Below are 20107 nucleotides of genomic sequence, written 5' to 3'. Positions count from 1 at the left end.
GTCTTGCCCTCCCGAGGACGGGCGCGGCAGGTCGATGCGGCCGGCCGCCCGCTCAGGGCAGGGCTCTCCGTTTCGCTCAAGGAACGATCGCCGGCGCCTGGTTTATGAGCAATCTTGTGCGGGGTATCGCCAGACGAGGGAAAGTTGCCACAAGTTGGGGGCCCGGCGCCTAGGACCAACAGCAATGCGGGTGCTCGTGATTGATCCAGATACTGCGCGCGCCGCTCTCGTGGCCGAAGGGCTCGAGGGGGTGCAGCCGCTCGAGGTGCGCCGTTCGGCCGTTTATGACGAGGCCGAGGTGCTGGCCTTCGCGCCCGACGTGGTGGTGATCGCCGCCGAGAGTCCCGACCGCGACACGCTCGACAGCCTCAAGGAGTCCAGCCAGGGCCATCCCGTGGTCATGTTCGTCGACCGTTCAGAGCCCGGCCTGGCCGAGCAGGCGGTGCGGGCCGGCGTGGCCGCCTATGTGGTCGACGGCCTGGCGGTCGGGCGAATCCGATCGATCCTCGACGTGGCCATGAGCCGTTTCGCCCTGACCCAGCAGCTGCGCGGCGATCTCGCCAAGGCCAAGGCCGACCTGGAATCGCGCAAGACCGTCGAGCGCGCCAAGGGCCTGCTGATGAAGGAGCGCGGCCTCGACGAGGACGGCGCCTATCGCCTGTTGCGCAAGCTGGCCATGGATCGCGGCAAGCCGATCGGGGCGGTGGCGGCCGACCTTCTGGCCTTCGCTGGAGTGCTGAAGGGGGACGGCGCGTGAGCGGCCTCTCCGATCTGCGGCTCGGCTTCATCCCGCTGACCGACTGCGCGCCCCTGGCCGCCGCCCACGCGCTGGGCTTCTTCGAGGAGGAGGGGCTGAACGTCGAGCTCGTCCGCGAAGCGTCCTGGGCCACGATCCGTGACAAGGTCGCCGTCGGCGCTCTGGACGGCGCCCACATGCTGGCGCCGATGGCCTTGGCCGCCACGGCCAGCGGCGAGGGCGCGATCCTGGCGCCGCTGGCCCTGAACCAGAATGGCAGCGCCGTGACCGTTTCCGCGGCGCTGGCGGAAGCGATCGGCGCCATCGGGCCGCAAGATCTGTCGAAGGCACCCGTGACCGCGAGCGTCCTGAGCCAGGTGATCGAGGCTCGCAAGGCCAGCGGGCAGGGGGCTTTGACCTTCGCCGTGGTCTTCCCGTACTCGATGCACAATTACCTGCTGCGCTACTGGCTGGCGCAGGGCGGCATCGATCCCGATCGCGACGTTCGTATCGTGGTGATCCCGCCGCCGCGCATGGTCGAGCAGATGCGGCTGGGCGCGGTCGATGGTTTCTGCGTGGGCGCGCCCTGGAACGCGGTGGCGGAAGCCGAGGGCGTCGGCCGGATCCTGGTCGCCGCCTCGCAATTCTGGCCAGGCGGCCCGGACAAGGTGTTGGGTGTTTCCGCCTCCCTGGCCCAGCAACGTCCCGACGAGCTTCGGGCGACCCTGCGCGCGGTCATCCGAGGCGCGGCCTGGGCCGATGCGCCCGAGAACCGCGAAGAGTTGATCGCCCTGCTGGCGCGCCCCGACCGCATCGGCGCCGATCCCGCCGCGATCGCCCGGGCGGTGGAGCACGAGATCGTCTTCCACCGTGACGCCGCTGGCCTGCCGCGCCGGGAGCACGGCCTATGGTTCCTGTCGCAGATGACTCGCTGGGGGCAGATCGGCCTCAAGCATGATCTCCAGGCCCTGGTTGATCGGGTCTATCGCCCCGACCTCTACCGCGAGGCGGCCTTGTCGGTCGGGCCGATTCTGGAACCGGCCCTGGTCTTCCCCGACGCCGTGGAACCGGCGCAAGCGCGGCTGTTCGACGGGCGTCCGTTCGACCCCACGGCCGTGCGCGCCTATGCCGCTGGTTTTTCGATCAGCCGCGCACCTGCCTGATATGCACGCTTTCTAGGCGGTGCTGCTGTGCAAATGCTGAGCAAGTGTGCGCCGCAAGAAGCATCGGCGCCGCAGCGCGGCATAAGCCGTGACACCTTGCCCGACACAGGTCTCCAGTAGGCTCAAGGCCAACGGACAACGACGTTCGCGGCTGCAAGAGGACCGCTCGGATGCGGTCACCCGCCCGGGGCGACGACGCCCTGCTCTCGCAGACACGCAAACATCCGAGGCCGTCATGCTTTCCCGCGACTTCCTGAAGGCCGGTCATACGCCGACCCTGTTCGCCGCCTTCCTGTATTTCGATCTCAGCTTCATGGTCTGGGTGATCCTGGGCCCGCTGGGCGTCGCCATCGCCAAGGACTTCCACCTCGATCCCGCCCAGAAGGGCCTGATGGTCGCCATCCCCGTGCTGGTCGGCGCCTTGCTGCGCCTGGTCAACGGCGTGCTGGTCGATCGCATCGGGCCGAAGAGGACGGGCATGATCGGTCAACTGATCGTCATCACCGGCCTGGCGCTGGCCTGGGTGGTCGGCATCCACAACTACCAGCAGGTCCTGGCCCTGGGCATCATCCTGGGTGTGGCGGGCGCGTCGTTCGCCGTGGCCCTGCCGCTGGCCTCGCGCTGGTATCCGCAAGAGCACCAGGGCCTGGCCCTGGGCATCGCCGGCGCCGGCAATTCAGGCACGGCCCTGGCCGCCCTGTTCGCCCCGGTCTTGGCCAAGATGTTCGGCTGGCAGAACGTGATCGGCCTGGCCGCTATCCCGCTGGTCATCGCCTTCGTCGTCTACATGCTGATGGCCAAGGACGCCCCCGGGCAGCCGGCCCCGAAGAAGTTCGCCGAATATCTCGACGTCCTGAAGGTTCCGGACGCCTGGTGGCTGATGCTGCTGTACGGCGTGACCTTCGGCGGCTTCGTGGGCCTGGCCTCGTCGCTGACCATGTACTTCAACTCGGAGTATGGCCTGGATCCGGTCATCGCCGGCTTCTTCACCGCCGCCTGCGTCTTCGCCGGCTCGTTCATCCGTCCGGTGGGCGGCGCCCTGGCCGATCGCTTCGGCGGCGTGCGCACCCTGAGCTTCGTCTACGTGCTGGCCGCCGCCGGCATGGCCACCGCCAGCTTCCAGCTGCCTTCGGCCTATCTCGCCCTGGCCGTGCTGATGTTCTCGATGCTGGTCCTGGGCGCTGGCAACGGCGCGGTGTTCCAACTGGCCCCGCAGCGGTTCCGCAAGGAGATCGGCGTCATGACCGGCCTGATCGGCATGACGGGCGGCGTCGGCGGCTTCTACCTGGCCTCGACCCTGGGCATGGCCAAGAAGATGACCGGTTCCTACCAGTCGGGCTTCCTCGGCTTCGCCCTGCTGGCCCTGTTCGCCTTCGTCGCCCTCTACGGCCTGAAGTCCCGCTGGCGGGCGGTGTGGCCGACCCTGCATGGCGACGCCGCCAGCGTCCGCGTCTGATCCCGCTTCGATAGGTGAGTGAAACCATGACTAAAGAGCGTCTGGTCGTCATCGGCAACGGCATGGCCGGTTGCCGGGCGGTCGAGGAAGTGCTGAAGCGCGACCCCGCCCGCTACGACGTCACCATCTTCGGCTCCGAGCCGCGGGTAAACTACAACCGCATCATGCTGTCGCCGGTGCTGGCGGGCGAGAAGACCTTCGACGACATCGTCATCAACGACGAGGCCTGGTATCGCGACAACGCGATCACCCTCCACGCCGGTCGCGCCGTCACCGCGGTCGACCTGGAAGGCCGCAAGGTGGTCGCCGAGGGCGGTCTGGAAGTCGCCTACGACAAGCTGATCCTGGCCACCGGCTCGGATCCGTTCCGCCTGCCGTTGCCCGGGATCGACCTGAAGGGCGTGGTCACCTTCCGCGACCTCGACGATGTCGAGGCCATGGTCGCCGCATCGGGCAAGGCCGGCGCCCGCGCCGTGGTCATCGGCGGCGGCCTGCTGGGCCTGGAAGCCGCCTACGGCCTGGCGCGTCGCGGCATGGCCGCCACGGTCGTCCATCTGATGGACGTGCTGATGGAGCGCCAGCTGGACGAAAGCGCCGGCTTCCTGCTGCGCGAGGCCCTGGCGGAACGCGGCGTCGAGACGGTGATGGGCGCTCACTCCGAGGAGATCGTCGGCGAGAACGGCCAGGTCACCGGCCTGAAGCTGAAGGACGGCCGCACCCTGCCGTGCGACCTGCTGGTCATGGCCGTGGGCATCAAGCCCAACGCCGCCCTGGCCCGGACCGCCGGCCTGACGGTCAATCGCGGCGTGGTCGTCGACGACGCCATGCGCACCTCCGATCCGGCGGTGTTCGCGGTTGGCGAATGCGCCGAGCACCGTGGCAACTGCTACGGTCTGGTCGCGCCCATCTGGGAGATGTGCCGCTCGCTCGCCGAGTCCATGACCGATGGGGAGGGGGCCTATGAAGGCTCGGTCCTGTCGACCCGCCTGAAGGTCTCGGGCGTCGACGTGTTCTCGGCCGGCAAGTTCTCGGGCGGCGAAGGCTGCGAGGACATCGTGTTCCGCGACGCCGGGCGCGGCGTCTACAAGCGCGTTGTCATCGAGGGCGGGAAGGTGGCCGGCGCGGTGCTGTTCGGCGACGCCGTCGATGGCAATTGGTACTTCGACCTTATGCGGGCCGGGACGGTGGTCACCGACATCCGCGAGACCCTGATCTTCGGCCAGGCCATTACGGAAGGGCTGTCCGGCCTGGACCCTAACGCCGCCGTTGCGGCCATGCCCGACACGCAGGAAATCTGCGGCTGCAACGGCGTCTGCAAGGGTTCGATCGTCTCGGCCATCACCGCTCAGGGTCTGACGACCCTGGACGACGTGAAGGCGGTCACCAAGGCCTCGGCCTCTTGTGGCTCGTGCACGCCGCTGGTCGAGCAGGTGCTGAAGCTGACCCTGGGCGACAGCTTCAAGGAACAGACCGGCCCCAAGCCGATGTGCAAGTGTACGGACAAGCCGCACTCGGACGTTCGCAAGGCCATTCTCGACTACGAACTGAAGTCCATGCCCGCCGTCATGCAGGCCATGGAATGGAGCACGCCCGACGGCTGCTCGTCGTGCCGCCCGGCCCTGAACTACTACCTGCTGTGCGCCTGGCCGTCGGAGTATCGCGACGACAAGCAGTCGCGCTTCATCAACGAACGGGTCCACGCCAACATCCAGAAGGACGGCACCTACAGCGTCGTGCCGCGCATGTGGGGCGGCATGACCACGCCCGACGAGCTGCGGGCCATCGCCGATGTCGCCGACAAGTTCGCCATCCCCGCGGTCAAGGTCACCGGCGGCCAGCGCATCGACCTGCTGGGCGTCAAGAAGGACGACCTACCGGCCGTCTGGGCCGACCTGAACGCGGCGGGCATGGTCAGCGGCCATGCCTACGCCAAGGGCCTGCGCACGGTGAAGACCTGCGTCGGCAGCGATTGGTGCCGGTTCGGCACTCAGGACTCCACGGGCCTGGGCATCCGCCTGGAGAAGTTCCTGTGGGGCTCATGGTCGCCGGCCAAGGTGAAGCTGGCGGTCTCGGGCTGCCCGCGCAACTGCGCCGAGGCCACCTGCAAGGACTTCGGCGTGGTCTGCGTCGACAGCGGCTACGAGATCCATATCGGCGGCGCCGCCGGTCTGCACATCCAGGGCACTCAGGTGCTGACCCGGGTGGCGACCGAGGACGAGACCGTTTGGGTGATCGCCGCCGCCATGCAGCTGTACCGCGAAGAGGGCTGGTACCTGGAGCGGGTCTACAAGTGGATGGCGCGGGTGGGCCTGGAGAGCATCCAGGAGAAGGTCACCGACCCCGACCAGCGCAAGGCGCTCTACGACCGTTTCGTCTTCTCGCAGCGCTTCGCCCGCATCGACCCGTGGGCCGAACGCGTGGCCGGTCGCCACAACGAGGAATTCACCCCCATGAGCCGCCGGATGGAGTTCGTCCCCGCATGAACGCGCACGTGAAAGTTCCAGTCTGGGTGGACGTTGGGGCGGTGACCGACATTCCCCGTCGCGGCGCCCGCCGGGTGCCCAGCCCGCGCGGCGACATCGCCATCTTCCGCACCGGCGACGGCGAGGTGTTCGCTCTGATGGACGCCTGTCCACACAAGGGCGGGCCGTTGAGCCAGGGCATCGTCCACGGCCGCGCCGTGGCCTGCCCGCTGCACAACTGGTCGATCGACCTGGCCTCCGGCGAGCCGATGGGCGCCGACAAGGGCAAGGGCTGCACGCCGGTCGTGCCGCTGGAGGTGCGCGACGGCCGCCTGCTGCTCAGCTTGCCGGCGGGCCTCGACGCCCATGGCTGACGGTTCGACCGCTCCGCTCGTCAAGACGACCTGCCCCTATTGCGGGGTGGGCTGCGGCGTGTCGGGCGCGGTCGGTCAAACGCCGGCGCAGGGCAGGGCTCTTGCAGTCGCCGGCGACGCCGTCCACCCGGCCAACTTCGGGCGTCTGTGCTCCAAGGGTTCGGCCCTCGGCGCGACGGTCAGCCTTGAGGGGCGCCTGCTGGAGCCCACGATCGGCGGCAAGACCGCCTCGTGGGCCGAGGCCACCGCCCTGGTGGCCAAGCGTTTCAAGGACACGATCGCGCGCCACGGCCCCGACAGCGTGGCCTTCTACGTCTCGGGACAGCTTCTGACCGAGGACTATTACGTCGCCAACAAGCTGATGAAGGGGTTCATCGGCTCGGGCAATATCGACACCAATAGCCGCCTCTGCATGGCTTCGGCCGTCGCCGCCCACAAGCAGGCGTTCGGCGCCGACCTGGTGCCCGGCTGCTACGAAGACCTCGACGTCGCCGATCTGGTGGTGTTCAGCGGCCACAACGCCGCCTGGACCCACCCGGTGCTGTTCCGCCGCATGGAGGCGGCCAAGGCGCGTGGCCAGAAGCACGTGGTCATCGATCCGCGCCGCACCGACACCGCCGAAGGCGCGGATCTGCACCTGGCCATCGCCCCCCAGAGCGACGTGCGCCTCTGGAACGGCCTGTTGGCCGACCTGATCCGACGTGGCGCGATCGATCGTGACTACATCGCCGATCACGTGAACAATTTCGACCAAGTGGTCGCCACGCTTGGGGAAAGCGACCAGTCCCTTACCGCCGTCGCCGCGGATTGCGGGATCGCGATCGAGGATCTGCAGACCTTCTACGACCTGTTCGCCGCCCACGAGCGGACGGTCAGTCTGTTCTCGATGGGGGCCAACCAGTCGGTCCAGGGCGTGGCCAAGGGCCTGTCCATCATCAACGCCCACCTGGCCACCGGCCGGATCGGCAAGCCGGGCGCGTGCCCGTTCTCGATCACCGGCCAGCCCAACGCCATGGGCGGCCGCGAGACCGGCGGCATGGCCAACACGCTCGCCGGCCACATGGATTTCGCCCCGGCCGACCGTGACCGCGTCGCCCGTTTCTGGGGCGCGCCCGACACCGCTCGCGCGCCGGGCCTGAAGGCCGTCGAGATGTTCGAGGCGGTGCGTGACGGGCGGATCAAGGCGATCTGGGTGATGGCCACCAACCCGGCCGTCAGCCTTCCCGATAGCGGCGCGATCCGCGAGGCCCTGGCCAAGTGCCCGTTCGTCGTGGTCTCGGACTGCGTCGAGACCGACACCACCGCCTTCGCCGACGTCAAGTTGCCTGCACTGGCCTGGAGCGAGAAGGACGGCACGGTCACCAATTCCGAGCGCCGCATCTCGCGTCAGCGGGCCCTGTTCCCCGCGCCTGGCAATACGCGCGCCGACTGGAAGATCATGGCCGATGTCGCCACGGCCATGGGCTATGGCGGCTTCGGCTGGGCCAACAACGCGGGCGTCTTCCGTGAGTGGGCCCGCCTGACGGCCTATGAGAACGAAGGTCGCTTGTTGAATTTGACGGGCCTTTCGGCTTTGACGCCAGAGGCTTATGGCGAACTTTTGCCGGTTCAGTGGCCGGTGAAGGCCGACGGCAAGAGCACGCCGCGCCTGTTCGTGGACGGCCGCTTCCAGACCCCCGACGGCCGCGCCAGGATGGTTCCGGTCAAGCCGCGCGGCCCGGCCGAGGCGACCGGCGACGCCTATCCCATGTCCTTGAACACCGGCCGCATCCGCGACCAGTGGCACACCATGACCCGTACGGGCCTGGCGCCCGACCTCTGCCGCCACGCGCCCGAGCCGTATGTCGAGATCCATCCGGACGACGCCGAGGCTCTCGGCCTGAAGGACGGCGCCCTGGCTCGGGTGACGACCTCGCGCGCGGAGGCCGTGGCCGTGGCCAAGGTCAGCGATCGCCAGCGTCGCGGTTCGCTGTTCATGCCGATGCACTGGACGGACGCCTTCGCGCCGTCGGGCCGCGCCAACGCCCTGGTGGCGCCAAACACCGATCCGACTTCGGGCCAGCCTGAGTTCAAGCACACGCCCGCCCGCGTTCGCGCCTATCGGGAAACCTGGAAGGGCTTCTTCCTCTGCCGGGACGGCGTCGCCGCGCCGGGCTTGGATCTGGTCTGGCGCCGCATCCCGCAGGACGCCTGCCAGCAGCACGAGTTCGCCGGTCGCGGCGACCAGTCCCAGCGCGACGCCCTGCGCAAGGCGCTTACCAAGGGGCTCGTCGGCGAGGTCGTGGCCTATGAGGACGCCGCCACCGGCGCGCGCCGCGAGGCCTGGATCAAGGACGGCCAGCTGGTCGCGGTCTTCTACATGACCACCACCGGCCGGCTGCCGCCGCGCGATTGGCTGGCCGACCTGTTCGCCGCGCCGCTGACGGCCGAGGCCCGCTCGGCCCTGCTGTTCGGTCGTCCGCCCGGCGCGCCGGTCGACAAGGGGCCGATGGTCTGCGCCTGCCTCAAGGTTGGCGCCAAGGCCGTCAACGCCGCCATCACGGCCGGGGCGAATACGCCGGACACCGTCGGCGCGGTCACGGGCGCGGGGACCAACTGCGGGTCCTGCCGCCCCGAAATCGCACGCATGATCAAAGCGCTGGCCGTAACCTCCAAGGAGCCCGCCCATGTCGATTGAGAACAAGCTCGGCAAGGTTCTGCTGGTCGGGGCCGGTCCGGGTCCGGTGGACCTGATGACCGTCCGCGCCTTCCGCGCCGTGGAAGGCGCCCAGGCGCTGCTCTATGACGCCCTATGCTCGGAGGAGGCCATCGCCTTGGCCCCGGCGGGCTGCGTGCGCATCCAGACCGGCAAGCGGGCCGGCAAGCCCAGCATGAAGCAGGACGAGATCAATCGCCTCATGCTGCGCCTGGCGCGCAAGGGCCTGCGGGTCGTGCGGTTGAAGGGCGGCGATCCCTCGATCTTCGGCCGGGTCGGCGAGGAAGCGGCGTTCCTGAACGGCTTCGGCGTCGAGACCGAGGTGGTGCCCGGCGTCACCGCCGCCTGCGCCGCCGCCGCCCAGTTCGGCTTCCCCCTGACCCATCGCGGCGAGGCCCGGCGCGTGGTCTTCACGACGGCGCGGCTTGAGGCCGGCAAGCTGTCGGGCGACTGGAGCGCCGCGGCCGATCCCGAGGCGACCCTGGCGGTCTATATGGGAGGCGACGTGGCCGGCGACTTGGCTCAGCGGATGATTGAAGCAGGGCGTCCCGCCGACACGCCCGCCGTCGCGGTCGAGAAGGCCGGCGGCGCGGATGCGCGGCTCTACACCGCCACCCTGGCCACCTTGGCCGAGAAGGTGGCGGAGGCCGGCGACGGACCGCTGCTGATCGTGGTCGGCGAGGTCGCCGCCCAGGCCCATGCGGTCGCCGAAATCGTCGAGCAATCGCGCCTGACGGCCTGAGACCAGGCTTCATACTGACAGTAGGGTGGCAGCAGGCCTTCTATAGAACGGTGTCCAACGAACGACGCCAATCGAGAGGGACGCCCCATGCTGAAGACCTATACTGGCAGCTGCCACTGCGGCGCGGTCCGCTACGAAGCCGACATCGATCTGGAAGCCGGCACAGGTCGCTGCAACTGCTCGATCTGCAAGAAGGCCCGCAGCTGGGGCGCCTTGATCAAACCGGACGCCTTCCGCCTGCTGGCGGGCGAGGATCGCCTGGGCGAGTACAAGTTCGGCACGATGAGCGGCAACCACCAGTTCTGCTCGACCTGCGGCGTGCGCGTCTTTGGCCAGGGCTATGTCGAACAGATCGGCGGGGCCTTCGTCTCGATCCAGGTCGCGACCCTGGATGACGCGACGGACGAGGAACTGGCCGCCTCACCGATCACCTACGGCAATGGGCGCGATAATCTCTGGTGGGAAAAGCCGAGCGAGACCGAGCTCCGCTACCTCTAGGGTTTGCCCATGACCAGCCTTCGCTTCAAGGCCAAGATCGAGATCAACGGGATCAATCCCTTCGTGCCGGTCGACGCCGGGCAGGCCGCGCGCCTGCGCGAAGATTGGCGCAAGCCGATGCCGGTCCTGGTCCAGGTCAATGGCGCGCCCGCCGAGCCTTGGCGGATCAACATGATGCCGAGGGGCGACGGCGGCTTCTTCCTCTATCTGCACGGCGAGGTGCGGGATGCGGCCGGTGTCGGGGTCGGCGACACGGTCGAGGTCTCCGTGGCGTTTGACGAGGCCTATCGCGGCGGCCCGGTCCATCCGATACCCGAGGCGTTCGAGAAGGGCCTCAAGCGCGACAAGGTCGCCACGCGGGCTTGGGAGGCCCTGGCGCCCAGCCTGAAGAAGGAGGCCCTGCGCCGTTTCGCCAGCGTGAAATCCGACGAGGCCAAGGCGCGCAACATCGAGGCGGCCCTGGCGGTGCTGGGCGGCGCGCCGGGCCGGTTCATGGCCCGCGACTGGAAGGATGGCGCGGTCGTCTAGACGAGCTTGGTGAAGGCTTGGTCGAGATCGGCCTTCAGGTCGTCGACGGCCTCCAGGCCGATATGCAGGCGCAGCAGCGGGCCTTCCAGGTTCACCGGGACGCTGCGGTTCTTCAGCTGCGGATCGCAGGGAATGGCCAGGCTTTCGTAGCCGCCCCAGGAAAAGCCCAGACCGAACAGCTGAAGTTCGTCGAGGAAGGCGTTGACGGCGCGCTGGGAGCAGGGCTTCAGCACCACGCCGAACAGGCCGCAGGCGCCGGTGAAGTCGCGCTTCCACAGCGCGTGGCCCGGGTCGCCCGGCAGGGCGGGATGCAGGATGCGCGAGACCTCGGGCCGGTCCTGAAGCCAGCGGGCGATCTCCAGGCCGTTCTCCTGGTGGCGCGGCAGGCGTGTCGCCAGGGTCCGGAGACCGCGCAGCATGGTGTAGGCGTCGTCGGGCGACACCGACCAGCCGATGTCCCACATGGCGTCGCCCAGCTGATTGCCGATCACCGTGTCCATGGTCGTGGCCGAGCCCATGAAGCAGTCCGAGTGGCCGCCCACATACTTGGTCAGGGCCTGGACGCTGATCGTCACCCCGTGCGCCAGCGGCTTGAAATAGAAGCCGGCGGCCCAGGTGTTGTCGATCAGGGTGATGATCCCCCGGGCATTGGCCGCCTTAGCGATGGCCGGAATGTCCTGCATCTCGAAGGTCAGGGAACCAGGCGACTCCAGCAGGATCATCCGCGTCTTCGGCGTCGCCAGGGCGATCAGGGCGTCAGGCGACAGGGCGGGGTCGTAATAGGTGGTCTTGACGCCGAAGCGGGTCAGCACCCGGTCGCAGAACCGGCGCGTGGGCTTGTAGGCGCTGTCGACCACCAGGATCTCGTCGCCGGCCTTCAGCACGGCCAGCATGGCGCCGGTGATCGCCGCCAGGCCGGATGGATAGAGGGTGACGTCCGGCGAGCCCTCCAGCTCGGCCAGGGCGCGCTGCAAGGCGGCGGGCGAGGAGAGGCCGGTGATGCCATAGGTGATCTGGTCGTCGTCATACAGCGACGCGGCGTTGGGCAGCAGCACCGTGGAGCCGCGCTGGATCGGCGGATTGACCGTGCGCGCCAGGCCGGTCGGCTCGGAGCCCGTGCGGATCAGGCGGGTTTCTTCGTCCATGGCTGAACTCTCGGCGACGCGGCGTAACGGTTGTGGTTTAGAGCGTGGCGGCCAAACGGTTCAAGGAGCGATCGGGTGTCGGTGCGATTTGGCGTGACGGTTCTGGCGGTGCTGGCCCCCTTGATGGTGGGTTTGGCCGGGTGCGAGCAACGCGCGTCTGAAGTCCAGCCCAAGCCGGCCGAGACCGTGGCGCTGCTGCCGATAAAGCCTGCCGCATCCAGTCCGACGCTGAAGACCGTCAAGGCGCGCGGCGAGCTGCGTTGCGGTGTGAACCCGAACCTCCCGGGCTTCGCCTTCCAGGACAATGGCGGGCGCTGGCGCGGCTTCAACGTCGCCTTTTGCCGGGCCATGGCCGCCGCGGTGCTGGGCGACGCCGACAAGGTCCGCCTGGTTCCCCTGGGCAATGAGGAGCGGATCAAGACCCTGCGCACGGGCAAGGTCGACGTTCTGTGGCGCAACACCTCCTGGACCTTCTCGCGCGACGCCGGCGACCAGTTGGACATGGCGGCGATCTCGTATTTCGACGGCCAAGGCTTCCTGGTTCGTCGTGGCCTGAACCTGACCAGCGCGGTCGAGCTGAACACCGCCAAGGTTTGTGTCCAGAGCAACGCCACCTCGGCCCAGAACCTGGACGATTTCTTCAGGTCGCGCGGCATCGCCTACACAGCCGTGGTGTTCGACAGCGAGGACCAGGCCCGGTCCGCCTACCAGGCCGAGAAGTGCGACGCCTTGACGGCCGACATCTCGGCCCTGGCCGCGGCGCGGTCGGTGATGAACACGCCGGGCGACCATGTGATCCTGCCCGACGCCATCTCCAAGGAGCCGCTGGGCCCGTTGGTGCGCCAGGACGATCCCGCTTGGACCGACATCGTCCGCTGGACGCTCCACGCCCTGATCCTGGCCGAGGAGCACGGGGTCACCAAGGCCAACGCCAAGGCCATGAAGACCGGCGCCGATCCGGAGGCGCGGCGGTTGCTGGGCGAGGGCGGTTACGGCGCCATGCTGGGCCTGGACGCCGACTGGGCCTATCGCGCGATCACCGCCAGCGGAAACTATGGCGAGATCTTCGACCACGAAATCGGGGGCGGTTCGGCGCTGAAGCTGGATCGCGGCCTGAACGCCTTGTGGAATGCGCCCAAGCCTGGACTGCTGTACGCGCCGCCAATGCGTTAGGCGGCCGGTCCCGTCGCTACCGGCGTGTCGTTCAGACCGCCCCATTCCGTCCACGAGCCGTCGTAGACCGCCGAGCGAGGCTTGCCCATCCGCGCCAAGGCAAGGGCGACCACCGAGGCGGTGATGCCGGAGCCGCAGGTCGAGGCGATCGGCCGCTCGATATCGACGCCAGCGGCCTCGAACACGGCTTTCAGCTTGTCGGCCGACAGCAGCGTGCCGTCCGGCGCGATCATGGCCGAGAGCGGGATGTTGCGGGCGCCGGGCATGTGGCCGCCGCGCAGACCGGCGCGGGGCTCGGGATCGCGTCCCTCGAAGCGGCCGGCGGCGCGGGCGTCGATGATCTGCTCGCGACCGGTCTCGACGATCTCGCGCATCTGCTCCAGCGAGCGGTAGATGTCGGCCTGCCAGCGCGGCGTGAAATGGCGCTCCTGCGGCGAGGCCGGACCGTCCTCGATCGGGCGGCCCTCGGCGATCCACTTGGGCAGGCCGCCGTCCAGCACCACGACGTCTTCGTGGCCCATGGCGCGAAAGTGCCACCAGGCGCGGGCGGCCGGCAGGATGCCGGTGCTGTCGTAGACGACGATCCGCGAGCCATCGCCCAGGCCCAGCTTCTTGACCCGAGCGGCGAACTTGGTCGCGGCGGGGATCATGTGCGGCAGGTCCGAGGTCTCGTCGGAAATGTCGTCGATGTCGAAGAACACCGCGCCGGGGATGTGGGCGGCCAGGAATTCCTTGCCCGGATCGCGCTGGGCGGCGGGCATGTGCCACGAGGCGTCGACGACGCGCACGTCCGGGGCGTCTAGGTGCTCGGCCAGCCAGGCGGTGGAGACCAGCGGATCAGACGGAATGCTCATGGCTGCGCCTTTCAGGGGTCTGACTCGCCCCGGTTCGGAGGCCGGCAACATCGCGCCCGGAACGCCGGATCGCAAGCTACATCCAGGGCGGCGTCGGCAGGCCCTTTTCCTTGAGGAACTCGGGATTGAAGAGCTTGGACTGGTAGCGCGAGCCATGGTCGCACAGGATGGTCACGATGGTGTGGCCGGGTCCCAGAGTCTTGGCCAGCTTGATCGCGCCGGCGACATTGATGCCGGTCGAGCCGCCCATGCACAGGCCTTCGTCCTGGACGAGGTCATAGATCACCTCGAGCATCTCCTCGTCGGTGACACGGAACGGATGGTCGACGACCAGGTCCGTGAGATTGGCGGTGACCCGGCCCTGGCCGATGCCCTCGCTGATCGAGGTTCCTTCCGACTTCAGCTCGGCGTCCTTGTACCAGCTGTAGAGCGCCGCGCCGTAGGGGTCGGCCAGGCCGATCTTCACCGACGGCTTGCGTTCCCGCAGGGCCGCGGCGACGCCGGCCAGGGTGCCGCCCGAGCCGACCGCGCAGATGAAGCCGTCGACCTTGCCATCGGTCTGCTCGAAGATTTCCGGACCGGTGGTGCGGTAGTGAGCGTCGCGGTTGGCGGTGTTGTCGAACTGATTGGCCCAGATCGCGCCGTTGGGCTCGGTCCTGGCGAGTTCCTCGGCCAGTCGACCCGAATAGCGGACGTAGTTGTCGGGGTTGGAATAGGGGACGGCGTCTACCTCGACGAGCTCCGCGCCGAGCAGACGGATGGCGTCCTTCTTCTCCTGGCTCTGGGTGCGCGGGATGACGATCGTCGTCTTGTAGCCGAGAGCCGAGGCGACCATGGCCAGGCCGATGCCGGTGTTGCCGGCGGTACCCTCGACAATGCGGCCGCCGGGCTTCAGCAGGCCCTTGGCCTCGGCGTCGCGGATGATGCCCAGGGCGGCGCGGTCCTTGACCGACTGGCCGGGGTTCATGAACTCCGCCTTGCCCAGGATCTCGCAGCCGGTGGCCTCGCTGGCGCGCTTGAGGCGGATCAGCGGGGTGTTTCCGATAGCGTCCAGGACGCTGGTCTTCACGGTCATAGTCTCGGTCCGGCCGGGCGGGGTTTGGGCATCGTAGATCGTGATGCGCGCCCGACAAGCAAGGCCAGTTTTCCTAAAGACCGTCGCGTCGGGATCAGCGATCCAGAAGGTCCGGCTGCGATCAGTCGACCCGCTGGGTGATGATGACGTTCAGCAGGGCCAGGTTTCCCGCCACCGCCGTGGCCGCGCACCAGGCGCCGTGGAGGCCCTCGACCTCGACCAGGCGGTTCTCGACCGCGTCGATCATGATCCCCTCGGCGACGTCGGAGGAAACCTCGCCAAGTAGCTGTTCTTCCTGAAGTTCGCTGCACCAGGCGGTGACCGCGTCCACCGCCGTCGCCGCGTCGAACTGGCTGATATAGGTCCCGCCGTGGAAGTCCAGGACCATGGTGTAGAGGTTCATCGCGCCGATCTCCGTCGTGCCTTGCCGCATGTACGCACATCGGACATCGCGACGCGAAGGCCTTTGGCTAGGTCCTGCCGAGCGCCAGCTGGATCACGTTGGTGCGCTCGGTGCGGAAGCCCGCCTCGCAATAGCTGAGATAGAAACGCCATAGCCGGCGGAAGCGCTCGTCGAAGCCCAGGTCCTTGATGTCGCCCCACGCCGCCTCGAACCGTCGCGCCCACTCGGCCAGGGTGTCGGCGTAGTTCTGGCCGAAGCGTTTGAGATCGCTCCACTCCAGACCCGCGCGATCGACCTCCTGCTTCAGCCGCGCCTCGCTGGGCAGCATGCCGCCCGGGAAGATGTAGCGCTGGATGAAGTCGGTATGACCGCGATAGCGGCTGAACAGCTCGTCGCGGATGGTGATGATCTGCAGGCCGGCGCGACCGCCGGGCGTGAGCACGTCGCGGATCTTGCTGAAATAGGCCGGCCAATAGGCCTCGCCGACCGCCTCGAACATCTCGATGGAGGCGACGGCGTCGTACTGTCCCTCGACGTCGCGATAGTCGATCAGCCGAATATCGGCTTTCTCGGAAAGGCCCTGCTCGAACAGGCGCTTGCGGGCGAAATCGTACTGGGCTTGCGAGATGGTGATGCCCGTGACCCTGGCCCCGACCTCCTTGGCGGCGAACTCGGCGAAGCCGCCCCAGCCGCAGCCGATCTCCAGCACGTGCTTGTCCGGCGCCAGGTCGATGGACTTGGCCAGGGCCGCGTATTTGGCGTGCTGGGCCTCGGGCAGAGGTTGGTTCGGCCGCTCATAGAGGGCCGATGAGTAGGTCATGCTGGGATCCAGCCAGCGCGCGTAGAAGGCGTTGCCCAGGTCGTAGTGGGCATGGATGTTCTTGCGCGAGCCCTCGCGGCTGTTGCGGTGGAGCAGGTGATAGAGGCCGTTGACCGTCCGCATGAGCGGATTGCCCGACAGCAGCGGCGTCAGCCTTTCGTAGTTGAGCGAGAACGCCTCGAGCACCACCGACAGGTCGGGGGTCTCCCACTCGCCGGCCATGAAGCCCTCGGCGAAACCGATGACGCCCGAGGTGAAGGCGCGGCGGATGAAGTTGTAGTCGTTGATCCTGACGGTGGCCTCGGGGCCGGGCTCGGCGCCTTTGATGGTCAGAGCCTTGCCGGTGGGCAGGATCCAGGTGACCGAGCCGGTCTTCCAGTGGCTGTCCGCCACGCGGAGGGCGGCGCGGAAGGCGGCTGGGGCTGCCTTCAGGTCGGGATCGTTCCAGAGCACAGTATCCAAGGCAGGGCCTCGTATCCGGTGATGCAATTATTAACGCCGTTAACGACCGGCTCGTAAAGCCCGCTTGGCTAGAGGCCGCGATAGGCCTCCAGGGCGCGCGCCCGCGCCTCGGCGTGATCCACGATGGGTCGGCCATAGAGACGTTTGGCTTCCGCGGGAAGATGCAAGGCCCGCGTCCACGGCTTGTGGACAATTTCGTCGGGGACGTCGGCTAGCTCCGGAACCCAGCGCCGGACATAGACGCCGCGCGGATCGAACTTCTCGCCCTGGGCGATGGGATTGAAGATCCGGAAATAGGGCGAGGCGTCGGCGCCGCTGCCGGCGGTCCATTGCCAGTTGCCGACATTGTTGGCGAGGTCGGCGTCGACCAGGGTGTCCCAGAACCAGGCCTCGCCCTCGCGCCAGTCGACCAGCAGGTGCTTGATCAGGAACGAGGCCACGATCATCCGCACGCGGTTGTGCATGAAGCCGGTCGCCCACAGCTCGCGCATGCCGGCGTCGACGATCGGATAGCCGGTCTCGCCCCTGGTCCAGGCCTCGAAGGCGGCGCTGTCCTTCGCCCACGGAAAGCCGTCGAACTCCGGCCTGAAGTTCTTGGTCGGCAGTTCGGGCCAGTGGAACAGGATCGAATGGTTGAACTCGCGCCAGCCGATTTCGGAGAGGAACTTCTCGACCTCGCCGGCGGGCGCGTCGCCGTGCTCGGCGGCGTTACGGGCGGCCAGCCAGACCTGGCGCGGGCCAATTTCCCCGAAGTGCAGGTGGGGCGACAGGCGCGAGGTCGCCTCGACGCCCGGGACGTCACGCTTTTCGCCATAGCCGTCGACGGGACCGGTCAAGAAGGTGTCCAGCCGCTCCAGCGCTCCGGCCTCGCCTGGCGTCCAGAGCGCGAAGCCGCTGGACCAGTCGGGCATGGTCGGGTGCAGGGCCCAGTCGGAAAGGCTTTCGGTGTGAGGGAGTTGATCAAGGGATTTCAGTGACTTCGGCGCGTGATCTACAGCGACCTGGACTAGGTGTTCGCGGGCGGCGCGCCAGTAGGGGGTGAAGACCTTGTAGGGCTGGCCAGCGCCGTTCTTCACGGTCCAGGGTTCGTTCAGCAGGCCGGCGTTGAAGCTCTGGCAATCGACGCCGGCCTCTTTCAGGCGCGTCTTGATCTCGGTGTCGCGTTGGATGCTGGCCGCGTCATAGAGCCGGTTCCATAGCACGCGGGTCGCGCCGGTATGGCCGATGACATCGTTCAGCACTTCAGCGGCCACGCCCTTGCGCAGGACCAGGGGATTGCCAAGCTTCTCAAGGCTCTGCGCTAGGCTTTTCAGAGATTTATCCAACCACCACAGAGAGGCCGCGCCCATTGGTCGGACGCCCGGCGTCTCATCGAGGATGTAGAGCAAGATCACAGGCCGGCCGCTGGCCTCGGCATGGCGCAGGGCGGGATTGTCGGCTATGCGCAGGTCGTTGCGGAACCAGACGATGATGGGTCCCTGATCCGTCTGCTTACGCACTTGCCTCACCTTGCCCGAGCGGTCACCTCTTGGGCGCCTTGAATACCCATACGCTGGAACCGCTTCCTTGGATCACCCGCAAGCCGTCGTCCCCAACGCCGTCGTCGAGATCAAGACTCCGACGGGCTCGCCTGTCCGCGTCGGCAATGGCGAGAAGCTCTCGATCATCGCCGGCCCCTGCCAGATGGAAAGCCGCCAGCACGCGCTGGAAACGGCCCATGCGCTGAAGGAGATGGCGCAACGGCTGGGCGTCGGCCTGATCTACAAGACCTCCTACGACAAGGCCAACCGCACCTCGGCCAGCGCCCAGCGCGGTATCGGCCTGAAGGACAGCCTGCCGATCTTCCAGGAAATCCGCGAGGTCACCGGCCTGCCGACCCTGACCGACGTCCATGAGATCCACCACTGTGCACCGGTGGCCGAGGCCGTCGACGTCATCCAGATCCCGGCCTTCCTGTGTCGCCAGACAGACCTGCTTGTCGCGGCCGCGGAGACGGGGCGCGCGATCAACATCAAGAAGGGCCAGTTCCTGGCCCCCTGGGACATGAAGAACGTCATCGCCAAGGTCACCGGCGCGGGCAATCCCAACGTCATGGCCTGCGAGCGTGGCGCCTCGTTCGGCTACAACACCCTGGTCAGCGACATGCGCTCCTTGCCGATCATGCGGGAGATCGGCTGCCCGGTCGTCTTCGACGCCACCCATAGCGTTCAGCAGCCGGGCGGGCAGGGAACCTCGTCGGGCGGCCAGCGCCAGTTCGTGCCGACCCTGGCCCGCGCGGCCGTGGCCGTGGGCGTCGCCTGCGTCTTCATCGAGACCCACCCGGATCCCGACAACGCCCCGTCGGACGGCCCCAACATGGTGCCGATGAGCCAGTTCGAGGCCCTGGTCGCGAACCTGCTCGAATACGACGCCCTGACCAAGCGAGCAGCCTGACATGACCCGGCGCATCATTCTGGTCACCGGCGGCGCGGGCTTCATCGGCTCCAACATCGTCGCCCGTCTCTGCGAGGATCCGTCTTTGGACGTGGTCGTCTGCGACCGCCTGCGTGACGCGGCCAGCGGCAAGTGGCGCAACATCGCCAAGCATCCGATCGCCGATTTCGTGGCGCCGGAGCAGCTGACCGACTGGCTGGCCCGCAAGGGTAAGGACGTCGAGCTGATCGTCCACATGGGCGCGGTCTCCTCGACCACCGAGCCGGACGCCGACAAGATCGTACAGTCCAACTTCGTGCTGTCGCGCGACCTCTGGGACTGGTGCGCGGAACACGGCAAGCGCCTGATCTACGCCTCGTCGGCGGCGACCTATGGCGACGGGACCCTGGGCTTCGAGGGCAAGGACGATCTGGACGCGCTGAAGACCCTGCGGCCTCTGAACGCCTACGGCTGGTCCAAGGCCCTGTTCGACATCTACGCCGTGCGCGAGGCCCATCGTGGCCGCGCCCCTGCCCAGTGGGCGGGTCTGAAGTTCTTCAACGTCTACGGCCCCAACGAGGACCACAAGGCCGGCATGAAGTCGGTCGTGGCCCAGATCTGGCCGCGCATCGCCGCCGGCGAGGGCGTGAAGCTCTTCAAGTCGCATCACCCGGACTACGAGGACGGCGGCCAGCTGCGCGACTTCGTCTACGTCCGGGACGTGGTCGACGTGGTCGCCTGGCTCGCCAAGAGCTCGGCGGTGAACGGGATCTTCAACCTGGGCTCGGGCCACGCGCGCTCGTTCCGAGACCTGGCGCGGGCGACCTTCGAGGCCGCCGGCCGCGAGCCGGACATCACCTATATCGATATGCCCGAGGTGCTGCGCGGCAAGTACCAGTACTACACCCAGGCCGACATGAGCCGGCTGCGGGCGGCGGGCTATAACGCCCCGATGACCACGCTGGAGGACGGCGTGGCCGACTACGTGGCCGGCTATCTCAACACCGAAGACCCTTTCCGCTGACCCAAGGGCACGGTTGCCGGTCGCGGCCGCGAGCGTAGGCTGACCTCCGAGATCGAGGCGAGACCCTCGACGTCAGGGAGTTGGT

At 68.0% G+C, this 20107-nt stretch carries 18 protein-coding genes; 12 read left to right on the top strand and 6 right to left on the bottom strand.

Annotated features, from left to right (window positions below):
* The first annotated feature begins 229 nt into the window (after positions 1-229).
* From AC1RRV_RS09205 to AC1RRV_RS09165, 9 genes are all read left to right on the top strand, one after another.
* Positions 230-757: an ANTAR domain-containing response regulator gene (locus tag AC1RRV_RS09205; protein ID WP_492859317.1), complete on the top strand. Its 528-nt coding sequence runs from the start codon at positions 230-232 to the stop codon at positions 755-757.
* On the top strand, positions 754-1899 hold the full coding sequence (locus AC1RRV_RS09200; RefSeq protein ID WP_492859316.1) for a CmpA/NrtA family ABC transporter substrate-binding protein: 1146 nt from the start codon (positions 754-756) through the stop codon (positions 1897-1899). The genes AC1RRV_RS09205 and AC1RRV_RS09200 overlap by 4 nt, the downstream gene beginning before the upstream one ends.
* Before the next feature lie 235 nt (positions 1900-2134).
* Positions 2135-3355, top strand: coding sequence for a nitrate/nitrite transporter (locus AC1RRV_RS09195; protein ID WP_492859315.1), 1221 nt, complete (start codon positions 2135-2137; stop codon positions 3353-3355).
* A 26-nt stretch (positions 3356-3381) separates the two neighbouring features.
* Positions 3382-5838, top strand: a complete 2457-nt coding sequence (nirB, locus tag AC1RRV_RS09190; protein ID WP_492859314.1) for a nitrite reductase large subunit NirB — start codon at positions 3382-3384, stop codon at positions 5836-5838.
* The gene (gene nirD / locus AC1RRV_RS09185) at positions 5835-6191 is read left to right on the top strand and encodes a nitrite reductase small subunit NirD (RefSeq protein ID WP_492859313.1); all 357 of its coding nucleotides are present in this window, start codon (positions 5835-5837) and stop codon (positions 6189-6191) included. The genes nirB and nirD overlap by 4 nt, the downstream gene beginning before the upstream one ends.
* Positions 6184-8868 carry a nitrate reductase gene (locus tag AC1RRV_RS09180; protein ID WP_492859312.1) on the top strand — a complete coding sequence of 895 codons (2685 nt, stop codon included), beginning with the start codon at positions 6184-6186 and terminating at the stop codon, positions 8866-8868. Before nirD ends, AC1RRV_RS09180 begins: the two co-directional genes overlap by 8 nt.
* Entirely contained in the window at positions 8858-9628 is a 771-nt protein-coding gene (gene cobA / locus AC1RRV_RS09175; RefSeq protein ID WP_492859311.1) for a uroporphyrinogen-III C-methyltransferase, read from the top strand. Before AC1RRV_RS09180 ends, cobA begins: the two co-directional genes overlap by 11 nt.
* Positions 9629-9715: 87 nt before the next feature.
* On the top strand, positions 9716-10126 hold the full coding sequence (locus AC1RRV_RS09170) for a GFA family protein (protein ID WP_492859310.1): 411 nt from the start codon (positions 9716-9718) through the stop codon (positions 10124-10126).
* A 9-nt stretch (positions 10127-10135) separates the two neighbouring features.
* Positions 10136-10654, top strand: coding sequence for a YdeI/OmpD-associated family protein (locus AC1RRV_RS09165; protein ID WP_492859309.1), 519 nt, complete (start codon positions 10136-10138; stop codon positions 10652-10654).
* On the opposite strand, the gene metC is transcribed toward AC1RRV_RS09165, so the two are convergent.
* The gene (metC, locus tag AC1RRV_RS09160; protein ID WP_492859308.1) at positions 10651-11799 is read right to left on the bottom strand and encodes a cystathionine beta-lyase; all 1149 of its coding nucleotides are present in this window, start codon (positions 11797-11799) and stop codon (positions 10651-10653) included. The genes AC1RRV_RS09165 and metC overlap by 4 nt on opposite strands.
* A 75-nt stretch (positions 11800-11874) precedes the next feature.
* Between metC and AC1RRV_RS09155 the strand changes: the two genes are divergently transcribed.
* Positions 11875-12972, top strand: a complete 1098-nt coding sequence (locus AC1RRV_RS09155; RefSeq protein WP_492859307.1) for an amino acid ABC transporter substrate-binding protein — start codon at positions 11875-11877, stop codon at positions 12970-12972.
* Here the strand turns inward: AC1RRV_RS09155 and sseA are convergent.
* The 5 genes from sseA to AC1RRV_RS09130 all read right to left on the bottom strand — a co-directional run bounded on the left by sseA (position 12969) and on the right by AC1RRV_RS09130 (position 18094).
* Complete coding sequence (gene sseA / locus AC1RRV_RS09150) at positions 12969-13826, bottom strand: 3-mercaptopyruvate sulfurtransferase (RefSeq protein WP_492859306.1); 858 nt, start codon at positions 13824-13826, stop codon at positions 12969-12971. The two genes, AC1RRV_RS09155 and sseA, sit on opposite strands and share 4 nt — an antisense overlap.
* A 76-nt stretch (positions 13827-13902) precedes the next feature.
* Positions 13903-14901: a cysteine synthase A gene (locus AC1RRV_RS09145; RefSeq protein WP_492859305.1), complete on the bottom strand. Its 999-nt coding sequence runs from the start codon at positions 14899-14901 to the stop codon at positions 13903-13905.
* Positions 14902-15022: 121 nt separating this feature from the next.
* A complete protein-coding gene (locus AC1RRV_RS09140) occupies positions 15023-15334 on the bottom strand; it encodes a hypothetical protein (RefSeq protein WP_492859304.1) in 312 nt (103 codons plus the stop codon).
* Positions 15335-15371: 37 nt separating this feature from the next.
* Positions 15372-16613 carry a class I SAM-dependent methyltransferase gene (locus AC1RRV_RS09135; RefSeq protein ID WP_492859303.1) on the bottom strand — a complete coding sequence of 414 codons (1242 nt, stop codon included), beginning with the start codon at positions 16611-16613 and terminating at the stop codon, positions 15372-15374.
* A 41-nt stretch (positions 16614-16654) separates the two neighbouring features.
* Entirely contained in the window at positions 16655-18094 is a 1440-nt protein-coding gene (locus AC1RRV_RS09130; RefSeq protein ID WP_492859302.1) for a cryptochrome/photolyase family protein, read from the bottom strand.
* 58 nt (positions 18095-18152) lie between these two features.
* Here AC1RRV_RS09130 and kdsA point away from each other — a divergent pair, with 58 nt between their 5' ends.
* Positions 18153-19019, top strand: coding sequence for a 3-deoxy-8-phosphooctulonate synthase (gene kdsA / locus AC1RRV_RS09125; protein WP_492859301.1), 867 nt, complete (start codon positions 18153-18155; stop codon positions 19017-19019).
* Between the two features lies 1 nt (position 19020).
* Entirely contained in the window at positions 19021-20022 is a 1002-nt protein-coding gene (rfaD, locus tag AC1RRV_RS09120) for an ADP-glyceromanno-heptose 6-epimerase (RefSeq protein WP_492859300.1), read from the top strand.
* The last annotated feature ends 85 nt before the right edge of the window (positions 20023-20107 follow it).

It is taken from the genome of Caulobacter sp. GW821-FHT11E10, assembly GCF_058808375.1.
The sequence above is the reverse complement of the archived record's forward strand: the minus strand, read 5'-3'. Positions and strand labels throughout refer to the sequence as shown.

Bases quoted from the DNA above. Each gene is read 5' to 3' on its own strand.
- sseA (WP_492859306.1), bottom strand. From the start codon at position 13,826: ATGAGCATTCCGTCTGATCCGCTGGTCTCCACCGCCTGGCTGGCCGAG.
- metC (WP_492859308.1), bottom strand. From the start codon at position 11,799: ATGGACGAAGAAACCCGCCTGATCCGCACGGGCTCCGAGCCGACCGGC.
- AC1RRV_RS09140 (WP_492859304.1), bottom strand. From the start codon at position 15,334: ATGCGGCAAGGCACGACGGAGATCGGCGCGATGAACCTCTACACCATG.
- AC1RRV_RS09170 (WP_492859310.1), top strand. From the start codon at position 9,716: ATGCTGAAGACCTATACTGGCAGCTGCCACTGCGGCGCGGTCCGCTAC.
- cobA (WP_492859311.1), top strand. From the start codon at position 8,858: ATGTCGATTGAGAACAAGCTCGGCAAGGTTCTGCTGGTCGGGGCCGGT.
- AC1RRV_RS09165 (WP_492859309.1), top strand. From the start codon at position 10,136: ATGACCAGCCTTCGCTTCAAGGCCAAGATCGAGATCAACGGGATCAAT.
- AC1RRV_RS09145 (WP_492859305.1), bottom strand. From the start codon at position 14,901: ATGACCGTGAAGACCAGCGTCCTGGACGCTATCGGAAACACCCCGCTG.
- AC1RRV_RS09195 (WP_492859315.1), top strand. From the start codon at position 2,135: ATGCTTTCCCGCGACTTCCTGAAGGCCGGTCATACGCCGACCCTGTTC.
- nirD (WP_492859313.1), top strand. From the start codon at position 5,835: ATGAACGCGCACGTGAAAGTTCCAGTCTGGGTGGACGTTGGGGCGGTG.
- AC1RRV_RS09180 (WP_492859312.1), top strand. From the start codon at position 6,184: ATGGCTGACGGTTCGACCGCTCCGCTCGTCAAGACGACCTGCCCCTAT.
- rfaD (WP_492859300.1), top strand. From the start codon at position 19,021: ATGACCCGGCGCATCATTCTGGTCACCGGCGGCGCGGGCTTCATCGGC.
- nirB (WP_492859314.1), top strand. From the start codon at position 3,382: ATGACTAAAGAGCGTCTGGTCGTCATCGGCAACGGCATGGCCGGTTGC.